An 11430-nucleotide genomic window follows, 5' to 3' on the forward strand; every position below is an offset into this window, starting at 1 on the left:
CCCGATTGCCACAATAGATTTGAGCATCCGCCCACAAACGTCCGCGTTTTATACCCATCAAATCCTTTGCCTTTTGTCGTCTAGACTAGAAAAATCGCTCGAAATAACGCAACCGGCCTGCTCGCTTGAAGAAACCTAAGCCCGTAACGTAGATGTGCAAACTTCCGAAACGCCTTGCGCGGCATAGTGCGTATAAACTTCGTCAACCGCCTCAGAAATATCTGAGTATCGCGCCGGGTCAAAAGCATACGATGTCGCAGCTATACCCTGCACCCATTCGGAACGCGGATTAATTGAATAGCCACACAGCATCATCATACATGCATCTAGACCTGATTTCCCAAGTATCCGACGTATTGATGAGAGCATCGCGGGTCGCCCCTGCACCATCGTCGTCACCCCTATTAGCAGTATTTACCGTTTTTCTCTAAATGCGTATCGCCACCCTTAAGAATACGAAGTGTTTTATCCAGACCCGATTGTCCTCCATCTCAAGCGAAGGGATAAGGAATCTCATCCGGAATCGGCAGTAACGGAGGATTCACAACGACAAGCGAAAAACATGAGTCATCTCTCAGAGGGGAGTAAAGGCTCCCCTCAAGCACCCTAGTTTCGTCATCCAAAGAGTTGATGGCAGTGTTTTTCTTACAAAGGTCGACAACAAAAGGGTTGATTTCTACAGATGTTACATCCATGCCACAGTTGGTAAGTATCAGGCCCTGTATTCTGGGGCCAGAACACAAATCGAGAGCCTTCCGTGTGCTCTGCGGTGTAAGGCGCCAATCTCAGCAAATCTGTCCCACAATACTGCGCTGAAGAACAAGACGGAGCCCCTGAGCCAAACTCCCCTATACCTTATTAAGGCTAAGACAGGCAAGTTCACGCACCCGGCATATTCCAGAATAACATCCTATTGTTTTAGATGCTCTACAAGCATGAACAGCCGCGAATCGGAAAGATCTTCTAGTTTCGCCCCGACTGACCGCCAAGGGCCAAAATGGCCCCTCCATCCCCGGGCGACTGGCTCTGGCGCGCCGAGGAGTGTCCCCAAGTGCCGGCAGAAAAGAAACGTCCCTATCTGCCGGCTAGAGAGCACCGAAGAGGATGGCGTAGGTAGTGGATTCGCCGAGCTTGAGCTCGTCGCCGGGATTGAGTTGGGCGGAACGGCCGGGCTCGACCTGAATGCAGACGCGCGTGGCCCCGTTTACCACCACGGTTCCGTTGGTGGACGACAAGTCCTCGACGTGCCAGATATTTTGAGCATCGCACCAGATATGGGCATGGCGGGCCGAGACATCGTCGCCGACGTCGGTAATATCGCCCTCGCCAGTGGCCAGCGCGCCAATCTCAACACCCTGCTCACTCGGCTGAATCCAGCGCGGGGCGCTCACGACAAAACTGTTTTGTACGCGCAGCAAGCCCAAGGGGTGCGCCGGGGCGGGTTCGCGTTCGCCCGCGGTCATCGACATGCCAAGCGAACGCGGCGTGGATGTGCCTCCGCCACAGGTCGCGTGCGCGTAGTCGATGGCATAGTTCACCGAGGACCGCACATCCGCCGAACAACCGACGGCGACAAACAGCACCAGCACGGCCTCGGCGCGCTCGGCGGGCATGAGTTCCGCCGCCTGGGACAGGCGATCGAGCGCGTTGCGATAGAGATTCGTGTCCTGGTGGCACTCTTCGAGCGCGCGTACCATCGGTTCACCTGCAGGACCGCACACCATATTGATCACAGCCGTGGAGTCCATGGGATTGCGCTGGCGCAGGGCCAGTTGCGACATAATACGCGCAGCCGAGGTACCGTATTCGGCAAAGTAGCGATGCTGAAGCGTGCCGACCGGCGCGCGAACGATAAAGCGGGAAACCCAAGAGCGATCGGCGGCTCGGCTCTGCGGGCTGCGGCCGTCGGCGAGCGGACGGGACGAAAGCACCAAGCCGCACAGCTCGATATGGCTCAGATGCGCCGCGCGCTTAAAGATGTCAAACATGGCCCCGCATGGGGTGAGCTCAACTTGAGATGCCATGACCTAGGCCTCCTTAGTCGTAGAAATAGAATCGGACGATACTTCGACAGGTCCGCCAAAAGTACGGGCAGCTGCGGCTCCACCGGCAAGCGGAGTCGCCATCTGGGCTTTTGTGCGTCGCGGTGCCGAAACGGGAAGTTCAAAGGCAAAGCCCATCGCAAGCAAAAACCACGTAAGCGTATAGGTTGCAACCAGAGCGGCAACAAGGCCGCCCATCACGGCGCGTTGGGAAAATACGCTACATGCAGCCACAACCAGCACCGGAACCTCGCAGGCAGAAAGCGCAAGCACACCCTGCAGGAAGCCCGAGCGCCGATCGCGCGCAAGCGCCCCCGCGGCAACGCCGGCTATGCCTGGCAGCGCCAACGCCAGTGCGGCAATAATACCCGGTAGCGACCCAGACCACACGAGCGATCCCAAAGTCGCCGTCACGCGAGCGCCCGACGCCAGCAGCGCGGCCGAAACCACGATCACAGCCCAAACCACGCCACAGACGACCGTCGCGCCGACCATCAGCGTGCGACGAACCGCGCGGCCAGACGCATCCATGGGGCACGGCGTGAGCGGCTCGCCGCGGAGCGAACGGCCGACATTTTGCGCATAGTGGTCACAAAACGCTGAGAGCGCCGCCTCGACCGCCGCCGGCTCGGGACGATCTTTTTGATGGCTGGACAGACAGGCCATCACCACGTCGAACAGCTGGGCATCGACAAACGCCAGCGCATCGCGTAGCTCTTCGGAATCCGGCTCAAGCCCTAGCTGCTGGGCCTGCTCGGCCGCGGCGAGCGCCACATCGGGCTCACGACGAAGCAGCTGAGTCAAATCACAACCGGGCGCATGGGCACCAATGGGATAGTCGGGCCGCGTGTCCATCTTGAGACGGTAGGGGCTCGCGATGTCGCGCGTCTTTTTGCGCGAACCCGAGGTGCCCGAAGTGCTCGGCGCGGCTTCGTATGGCGCGACGCCGGCAATGAGCTCGTAAACCGTGCTTGCCGCGGCATAGACGTCGATCGCCGGCGACATACGCAAAGCGCGCAGATCGGGAATATCGTCGGTGAGCATCTCGGGCGGGGCATAGGCAACCGTCGCGCGACGCAGCGTGGCATAGCGCTCGGTAAAGGATGCCTTGCCGCCGGTACCGGCCACGGCCGACGCAGGCTCAAGCGCCAGCGACGAGCCAAAGTCGATCAGGCACAGGTCAAAGGTGCCCTCGGCAAGCTGCCGGTCAAGCGGTAGACGCGCCGTGCGCACCATAATATTAGCGGGCGAGATATCGCGATGGACAAAGCCCTCACCCACCAGGCTCATACGGCAGAGCAGATCGAACAGGTCGCGACCCAGACGCGCCGCCACAAGCGGCGACAGGCGTCCGGCATCGTCCACGGCGAGTCGCGAACGCAAGCGGGCAAGCGTCTCGCCCTCGACCCATTCCATGACAATTGCAGGCACACCGTCGACCTCGCCCCAGCCATAGAGGCGGGGAAAGCCCTTAAGGCCCGAAAGGGCGCGATGGCATTCGTATTCCTCGCGAAACGCCGCCTTGAACTTGGCGACCAGCGCCTCGTGAGCGGCATCGTCGTCAAACTCATCGCGCGTCGGCAAGATGAGCTGCTTGAGTGCCACGGCCTCGCCTTGGGCGTTGACGGCACGCGTCACGCGGCCGATACCGCCACGGCGCATGGTGGCATCGTCGGCAAACAGCATCGTAAAACGACGCAGATAGGCAGGCAGTTCGTCCTGACCGAGCGCAATGGCCGGCTCAAACCCGTCGACACGCGCCAGGCGCAGGCCGACCATGGGATCGCGACCGAGCGATTGTGGTGTGGTGGATGCAAGATCGGTCATCATAGGGCAAGCGCCGCCACGTTATTGTTGAAGTTACCGAGCGCGACGTCATCATCGCCGTAATGGCCGACCCATTGACATAGGTTGGTGTAACAGCCCCACAGATTGGCATACTGCTGATACCACTTTGACCGGGGCGAGAATGTCTGACGACCGAACTCGGCTCGAATGACAAACATCTCCCCGACCAGGCTGTCGCACGGCCTGGGATCTCCCGTAGAGTTATAGGTCGAGACCACGTCATTGGCACGAGAAACGTAACTGTCGAGCATGTTGTACTTGGTCACAAGCCAACTGTGAATGCTCTCTTCCTCAGCAGCGGAAAGGCCACCGGAGTTTGCATCGTTGTCAGTGTTGCCGCCCGTCGAGCCGCCGTTTCCAGACCCTCCGGTAGAGGAACCCGCCCCAGAGCCGCCGCCCGAACTCGATGAATCCGAGCCGGAGCCAGAAGTATCCGAGCTACCGGGCTTTCCGGACTGCTGGGCGTCCTGCTCCTTCTGCTGCTCGACCTTATTCACCGTTGCCGCCACGCTATTGTTGGACAACCGATCGATGATCTTGGTGTTGGTGAGCACGATGGTTTTGCCGTTGGCAAGCGTGACTTCGTTGTCCGGGGCCTCGGCGCCGTCCGCATCGTCGGTGCCAAACACAATATGCGCGACCACACTTGCCCAAGCATATCCAGTCGTGGTACCCAGATCACTTTTGACCTCATGCCCCACGCGCGGTTCGCGTGCGGCATGCGCCTGCATCATGGACGGCACGGTCATGCCATAGGCAGAAACGCCAGCTATGACCAGCACCAGCGAGCACGATAGCAGTGCGTACGCCCGCGACGCCAAGCCCAGTCGGCGTCGTATGCGCACCGCGGCGCCGCGCTTTGTCTGAGTGCCACCGGGCCGCATGCGTTCTCCTCCAACAAAAACACGCCGCTCGGGAGCGGCGCATTCATTCGAATCCATATTTGAGTGTATCAGCGAACCCAAAAGGTTGCGCAACGAATGAGCAAATTAAGGATGCGAGCGGAAGCATCCATGCGATAAGCGGATACGAAGCATCTTTGTTGCACAACAAACTCACAGTCGCACGGGGAAATTATGACTACCCCGTGCGACTGTGAGGAAAACATACGGCAGGAGCAGGCTCGCCACCTAAATCGCGCGACGGGCCTCGATGGCGCGGCCAAGCGTAAGCTCGTCGGCATACTCCAAGTCGCCGCCCACGGGAAGGCCGCTTGCCAGACGCGACACCTCGACGCCCAACGGCTTGATGGTACGGGCCAGATAGCTCGCCGTGGTCTCGCCCTCAATATTGGGGTTGGTGGCGATGATGACCTCGTGGATGTCCTCGTGGCCCAAGCGTGCCAGCAGCTCTCGAATGTGCAGCTGCTCGGGGCCAATCTTGTCCATGGGACTGATCACGCCGCCCAATACGTGGTAGAGGCCGTGGTAGCTGCCCGTGCGCTCGATCGCCTGGACATCGCGCGGCTCGCCCACCACGCAAATGCGAGTGGTATCGCGCATCGGGTCCTGGCAGATGGAGCACTCGTCGGCCGTGGCGTAGTTAAAGCAGCGGCTGCAAAAGTGGACCTCCTGCTTGACCTCCAGGATGGCCTCGGCCAGGCGGCGCGCCTCCTCGGCGTCGGCCTCCAACAGGTAATAGGCGATGCGCTGGGCCGACTTGGGACCAATGCCCGGCAGACGGCCCAGCTCATCGAGCAGTTTTTGCAGACTGTGGTTGGCACTCATATATATGCGTGTCTTAGAACGGCATGCCCGGGATGTTGAGGCCGCCGGTGATGGCGCCCATCTGCTTGTTGGCGAGCTCGTTGACGCCGCGGACGGCCTCGTTGACGGCAGCCATGATCATATCCTGCAGCATATCGACGTCCTCGGGATCGAGCGCATCGGGATCGATGGTGAGGTTGACGAGCTCCATCTCGCCGTTAACGGTCACCTTGACCATGCCGCCGCCGGCAGAGGCGTCGACGGTCTGGGACTTGAGGTTCTCCTGCGCGGCGGCAAGCTGCTCCTGCATCTTGCGAGCCTGCTTCATCATCTGCTGCATGTTCATACCGGCCATGATGGCTCCTTTACGTGCGGCCGCACGCCGAGCTGCAAGGGCAGCCGGAGCACGGCGGGACTTTCAAACTCAAAAATCGTACCACGGCGCGCGGCGAGAGAGCGGGGCGGACGTGTTACCTCAGTCGATATACATGTCCTCCAATACAAACCGCACTCAAAGATTATGCAAGGTTGCATAATATCGCACACTCAATCTAGTAGAGCCGAATCCGGCATTTCATGTGCGCCACTAAATAGCTAAATGCCGAACCGCTGCTCGAGGCGGCGCACATGGCGGCAGGGTATAATTTGATTGCCATAGATAGTAATTTGGAGGTGCCCCATGAATGCCCCCAACGCGCTCCAAAACATCCGCTCAAAACACCCCGTTGCATATGTGGTTCTCTATCTCTTTGTCGGCTGGGCATTGCTGGTTGTCATCACCCATGCCATAGCTTTTGGAGCAGAACTGCTGATAGCCAGCTCGGACCAGCCCGTCGTCAAATGGGAGACGACCGATGAGTGCACCGACGGAACCCGAACCGTCTACTACAACAGCCCGTCCCTCTATCAAGAGTTCAAGGTCAAGATAAAGGACTTCAAGATTGTCGATGCCGAGCTAGGCGTTTATTTGGCAATCGGAGCAACCATTAACGCCGAGCAAGTCGAGTACACGGACAGCCATGCGACGTATCGCATCGACCTCAGCATCCTAGGCCGACCGTCACGCACCTGTCTGCTCGAATGCGAGATACGCGGCACCACACTACACATGTCCGAAATACAGATGCGCCCGGACAAGGGGTCCTCTTCTTGAGCAGTATACCCGCCTGCGCAGCTACTCCACCGGCTTGAAGATGGTGGCCTGGCCAAAGACGCTGCGGATGAGGGCCTTGGCCTCGTCCTCGGTCTGCGGGATGCTCGGGGCTGCGCCCTGATGGCCGAAGGGGCTGCCAGCACCGGGATTGGATTCCCAGGGAGCGGCGGGGACGTCGTCGTTTGCAGAGGCTGCGGGTGCCACAGCAGCGGCCTTGGTCGCGGACGCCGCACCCGGCACGTCGAACGGGGGCAGATCGTCCCCGCCGGCATCGGCAGCAAAACCACCGACCATAGCATCGTCGTAGGGCACCTGCTCGGATTCCCATGGCGCAGCCTGCGCAGGCGGCTGAGCCATGGGGACGGACGCGCGCTCGGGCGCTCGGGGCGCGGGCTCGGTCGGGAGCTTGCCCGTGGCAGGAGCACCGGCAGGGTTGTCGGAGCGCAGCCAAGGGGCCTTGGCCAGGTCGGATGACTTGGGCGCAGGCGCGGCAGCGGACTTGGGCGCGGGGATCGGAGCAGCCGGTTTGGGCGCAGCGGGTTCAGGCGCCGACGGGGTCGGTGCCGCTACCGGCGCCGCTTTTGGCTGCGTCGCGCTGGCGCTCGAGGATGCAGGGGGCACCGAGGACACGGGTTGCGGGTCCGCAGATACCGCAGCCCGTGCAGATGGAGAATGCTCCTCATGTTGAGGAGCCGGCGTGCCACCCCCATCCAGGACATAGTCGACGGTACGACGACCGAAGACCGCGCAGACCGTCGGCAGGACCACCGACTGCGTATCGGCGCGACCGAGCATCTTGATGGCAAAAGTCGAACCCGCGGGGAACGAGACCGTGAGCTTGGAGCCGTCGTCGGCCGTGGCGCGGGCGTTGAGCAAAAGCCCTGCGTAGGAGGCCTGACGAGCCTTGACGCGCTCGACGACCTCGGCCCATTTGCGCTGGAGCTCGCCGGCGTCCTCAACCGCGGGGGTCTCGGCAGCACCGGCGGCGGCAACCTGGGCGGCGTTGTTGGGCTTGGACACCGACACGGTCGATGCAGCAGGCGCGGAAGCCGGAGCCGCAACGGGCTGAGGTGCAGGCGTTACAGGTCTGGGCGCCGGCGCAGGAGCCGCGGACTTGGTCGCAGGCTGGGCAGCCGGAACAGCAGCGCCGCGGTCCCAAGGCATACCGCCCTGGCGCGCGGACGTAGCAGCGGGGGCAGCGGATGCCGCCGGAGCGGCAGCACGAGCGCCCGAAATGAGCGTCGGCTGTTGGGCAGCAGCGGGTACGGATGCTGCAGGCGCGGCGGCCTGAGCAGCAGCCACGCTCGCCGGCACGGCGCCGTTGGCAATCATGGCCTCCAGGCGTGCCACGCGCTCGGCCAATGCCTCAATCGTTAAATCGGCCTCGGGACGCGCCAGACGCGTGCAGGCAATCTCGAGCACCAGGCGCACGTCGCTCGCGCCCCTCATCTCCAGTGCGGCATCGTCGAGCACCGTCAGCACGCGGGCCAGGCGGTCGGCAGGATGCTCGCCAAAGGCAGCGGCCTCGGCAGCAAGCGCCTCGGCCTGCTCGGAGCCGCCCTCAAACAGCTCGGCACGGGCACCGGCAACGCAGGCAACGTACACGTCGCGCACATGCGCCACCAGGTCGCGCGTCAGCTCCAGCAGGTCATTGCCCTCCTCGACCTGCGCACGGATCAGTCCATAGAGCTCGGCAACATCGCGATCGGCAATGGCGCGGGAAAACTCGCCCAGAATCTGGTCCGAAACCTCGCCCAAAAGCGAGCGGGCGTCGTCCGCATGCACAGAACCGTTGCCAAAGACGCTCAGCTGCTCCAGCGTGGAAAGCGCGTCGCGCATACCGCCCTTGGCATGGCGCGCCACAATGGCGAGTGCCTCGTCGTCGTAATCGAAGCCCTCCTGCTCGCACACGTAAGACAGGCGATGCTCGATATCCTCGTTGCCGATGCGGTGGAAATCGAAGCGCTGGCAGCGTGAGAGAATGGTCTCCAGAATCTTTTGCGGGTCGGTGGTGCACAGCACAAAGATCACGTGTGCCGGCGGCTCCTCAAGCGTCTTGAGCAGCGCGTTGAACGCCGCCGTCGTGAGCATGTGGACCTCGTCGATGATATAAATCTTGTACTTGCCGCGCACTGGGGCAAAGTTGACGGAGTTGATGATCTCCTCGCGCACGTTGTCCACGCCGGTACGGCTTGCGGCATCGAGCTCGTAGACATCGGGGTGGTTACCCTCGGCAATGAGCTCGCACTCCTCGCAAGTACCGTCGGGCATGCAGCCGCTTGCACCCTCGGCGCGCGCCGCCTCGGCATTGCGGCACAGCAGCGCCTTGGCCAGAATGCGCGCCATGGTGGTCTTGCCCGTGCCGCGCGGTCCGCAGAACAGGTAGGCGTGGGACAGGCGCCCCTCGGTGATGGCGTGCTCGAGCGTCGAGACGATATGCTGCTGGCCCACCACGGAGTCAAAGGTGAGCGGGCGATACTTTCGGTACAACGATTCCATGGGTGCTCCCCCGGGTATACTGAGTCTTGTTGCCGCGGCGGCCATGCGGTCGCACGGCATACTGCATTCCATAATAACCCGTACGGCGAGCCCGCCGCGATAGGAGTCCAAAGAGCATGGCAGACGCAGAGAGCAACCTCGTTCCCTCCGAAGCAGCCGACCAGGTCGAGGTCGCGCTCGAGGAGCAGGCCGCAGCCGATGACGGCATCCTGTACCTCAACGAGTACCAGTACGAAAACGACCTGGTCACCGACTTCGCCCGCCTGGTCGCCTCGCCCAGGCGTCGCGGCTCGCTGTATGTCGCCGCGGCAGTTGCCGCGCTCATCGGCATCGGCATGCTGGTGGCCGGCGGCAGCTGGATCAAGTTCGGCGTCGTGTTGATCGTGTTCGGCGCCTTTTTGGCCTGGTGGAGCAAGAACCTGCACCACACGCTCGCCCGCGACTTTATCGACGCCGTCGAGGCCGACGAGTCCATGGGTGGCCGCTATCGCCGCGTCGCCGCCAACGAGGACGGCCTGATGGTTTGGGGCAAGAGCGGCAAGTCGCAGTTCTTCCCGTTTGACAAGCTCGACCACGTACTCGACGGCGAGCGCATCTTTGTGGCCATGTTCGCCGACCAGGGCGTGACGATCCCCAAGGACACCTTCGTCCGTGGCGATGCCGAGCAGTTCGGTCCCTTCCTCAAGGCCCGCATCAACAAAAAACTCCGCATCGAGACCAAGAAGAAGAAAATGAAGGCCGAGAAGGCCGCCGCCGAGGCCAAGCAGGGCGACAAGCCCCAGGAGACCAAGGGCAAGCAGCGCAAGCAGAAGAAGAACAAGAAGAAGCGCTAGGCCGGACGCAGGGTCCAGACCCCAGACGGAGCTTAAATTGAATGTCGCCCACCTGCGCGTGCTACACTAGCAGCATCTATGCCACCGCGAACGGCTCGGCTCCGCGCCCGCCGCTCGCAAACGAACTTTAAACGCACGAGGGTTGGCCATGCCGCTTTTCTCGCAACATACCGCCCGGTTCTCGCCGGACGTTCCTTTGGAGGGCACCAGCTCTCGCGAGCTGCTCAAGCGGTACCAGCCGCTCGAGACACTTGCGACCGGCGGTTTTGGCTCCATCGAGATCTGCCGCGACACGCACCTGCGCCGCCGCGTCGCCATTAAGCGTATCCCCCTTATCAACGGTGCTGGCATGCCCGCCAGCGACATCATGGATGTCCTGCGCGAGGCGCACACCGCCGCCATGCTTCAACATCCCAATATCGTGCAGGTCATCGACTTTACGCACGACACAGCCTATGCCTACCTAGTCATGGAGTATGTCGGTGGCATGTCGCTGGCCGAGTTTTTGCACCGCGTGGACGGCCACTCACTTACCTTTGACGAGGCCGCAGCTATTGCCGATGCCCTGGGCCAGGCGCTCACCTTCGCCCATAGTAATGGCGTACTCCACCTGGACATTAAGCCCGCCAACGTGCTCATCGACCACTCGGGCAATGTAAAGCTCACCGACTTTGGCATGGCGCGACTGTCGTCCGCCGGTGGCTTTGGCGGTTCGCGCGGCGGCACCATCGGCTACATGCCGCCCGAGCAGCTCGATATCGAGACCGGCACGGTCGACGAACGCGCTGATGTCTTTGCCCTTGCCTGTGTGATCTACGAGGGCCTGTGTGGCAGCGCCCCCTTTATGGCGGCCACGCCCGCCGACTCGCTCGACCGCATCATCGGCGGCGCCACCTATCCCAGCGAGCTGATACCACACTTTCCCCCGGGAGCCGAGAGCGCGCTCATGAGCGCGCTCTCCCCCATGCCGCAGGACCGCCCCAACAGCATCGAGGCATTTTGCGACCAGCTCCTTGCCGGTCTGGGCAGTGTGCGCGAGGGCCGCCGCAGCTTGGAGCAAATGGTTGGCGAGCTTTCGGATGACGAGCAGGAGCTCGACGATATCGAGCCGTCGCACTACGAAGACGACGCCATCGAGGTCGACCCCGCACTCGGCTGGGCGGGCACGCGCTGGAGCCATGCGCGCGACTACACCATGCACGCCATCTCGGCGCTAACGTGTGGCACCTTTAGCTTTTTGCTGATGCAAACGGCCGGGGTCGCGGCGCTTCCCGGCCTGGTCATTGCGGCTATCGCGATCGGAGCGGCGGCTGGCCTGGCCCCCCAGATCGGCTCCGCCCCCTCCGCCG

General features: G+C 62.1%; 9 protein-coding genes and 1 pseudogene. 3 read left to right on the forward strand and 7 right to left on the reverse strand.

Annotation, left to right across the window (positions count from 1 at the left end; all coding sequences use genetic code 11):
• Positions 1–491: 491 nt before the first annotated feature.
• From DXC52_RS10415 to DXC52_RS05440, 6 genes and pseudogenes are all read right to left on the reverse strand, one after another.
• Positions 492–758 (reverse strand): annotated as a pseudogene (locus tag DXC52_RS10415) (methyltransferase); the annotation flags it as partial.
• 327 nt (positions 759–1085) lie between these two features.
• Positions 1086–2024 carry an FHA domain-containing protein gene (locus DXC52_RS05420; RefSeq protein ID WP_117746467.1) on the reverse strand — a complete coding sequence of 313 codons (939 nt, stop codon included), beginning with the start codon at positions 2022–2024 and terminating at the stop codon, positions 1086–1088.
• 3 nt (positions 2025–2027) lie between these two features.
• A complete protein-coding gene (locus tag DXC52_RS05425) occupies positions 2028–3872 on the reverse strand; it encodes a hypothetical protein (protein WP_117746468.1) in 1845 nt (614 codons plus the stop codon).
• Entirely contained in the window at positions 3869–4774 is a 906-nt protein-coding gene (locus tag DXC52_RS05430; protein WP_117746469.1) for a hypothetical protein, read from the reverse strand. The genes DXC52_RS05425 and DXC52_RS05430 overlap by 4 nt, the downstream gene beginning before the upstream one ends.
• A 246-nt stretch (positions 4775–5020) precedes the next feature.
• Positions 5021–5617 (reverse strand): recombination mediator RecR, encoded by a 597-nt coding sequence (gene recR / locus DXC52_RS05435; protein WP_006235173.1) that lies wholly within the window; start codon positions 5615–5617, stop codon positions 5021–5023.
• Positions 5618–5630: 13 nt separating this feature from the next.
• Positions 5631–5951: a YbaB/EbfC family nucleoid-associated protein gene (locus DXC52_RS05440; RefSeq protein WP_006235174.1), complete on the reverse strand. Its 321-nt coding sequence runs from the start codon at positions 5949–5951 to the stop codon at positions 5631–5633.
• A 324-nt stretch (positions 5952–6275) separates the two neighbouring features.
• Between DXC52_RS05440 and DXC52_RS05445 the strand changes: the two genes are divergently transcribed.
• On the forward strand, positions 6276–6749 hold the full coding sequence (locus DXC52_RS05445; RefSeq protein WP_117746470.1) for a hypothetical protein: 474 nt from the start codon (positions 6276–6278) through the stop codon (positions 6747–6749).
• A 21-nt stretch (positions 6750–6770) separates the two neighbouring features.
• On the opposite strand, the gene dnaX is transcribed toward DXC52_RS05445, so the two are convergent.
• Entirely contained in the window at positions 6771–9248 is a 2478-nt protein-coding gene (gene dnaX, locus DXC52_RS05450; RefSeq protein WP_117746471.1) for a DNA polymerase III subunit gamma/tau, read from the reverse strand.
• A 116-nt stretch (positions 9249–9364) separates the two neighbouring features.
• On the opposite strand from dnaX, the gene DXC52_RS05455 reads away from it, so the two are divergent.
• Complete coding sequence (locus tag DXC52_RS05455) at positions 9365–10081, forward strand: hypothetical protein (RefSeq protein WP_117746472.1); 717 nt, start codon at positions 9365–9367, stop codon at positions 10079–10081.
• Between the two features lie 148 nt (positions 10082–10229).
• On the forward strand, positions 10230–11430 hold a 1201-nt coding region (locus tag DXC52_RS05460), incomplete at its 3' end, for a serine/threonine-protein kinase (protein ID WP_199409470.1).

The sequence above is a fragment of the Collinsella sp. TF05-9AC genome, from assembly GCF_003438495.1.
In the GTDB taxonomy this organism is placed as follows: Bacteria; Actinomycetota; Coriobacteriia; order Coriobacteriales; family Coriobacteriaceae; genus Collinsella.

Bases quoted from the DNA above. Each gene is read 5' to 3' on its own strand.
- DXC52_RS05430 (WP_117746469.1), bottom strand. From the start codon at position 4,774: ATGCGGCCCGGTGGCACTCAGACAAAGCGCGGCGCCGCGGTGCGCATA.
- recR (WP_006235173.1), bottom strand. From the start codon at position 5,617: ATGAGTGCCAACCACAGTCTGCAAAAACTGCTCGATGAGCTGGGCCGT.
- DXC52_RS05420 (WP_117746467.1), bottom strand. From the start codon at position 2,024: ATGGCATCTCAAGTTGAGCTCACCCCATGCGGGGCCATGTTTGACATC.
- DXC52_RS05440 (WP_006235174.1), bottom strand. From the start codon at position 5,951: ATGGCCGGTATGAACATGCAGCAGATGATGAAGCAGGCTCGCAAGATG.
- DXC52_RS05445 (WP_117746470.1), top strand. From the start codon at position 6,276: ATGAATGCCCCCAACGCGCTCCAAAACATCCGCTCAAAACACCCCGTT.
- dnaX (WP_117746471.1), bottom strand. From the start codon at position 9,248: ATGGAATCGTTGTACCGAAAGTATCGCCCGCTCACCTTTGACTCCGTG.
- DXC52_RS05455 (WP_117746472.1), top strand. From the start codon at position 9,365: ATGGCAGACGCAGAGAGCAACCTCGTTCCCTCCGAAGCAGCCGACCAG.
- DXC52_RS05425 (WP_117746468.1), bottom strand. From the start codon at position 3,872: ATGATGACCGATCTTGCATCCACCACACCACAATCGCTCGGTCGCGAT.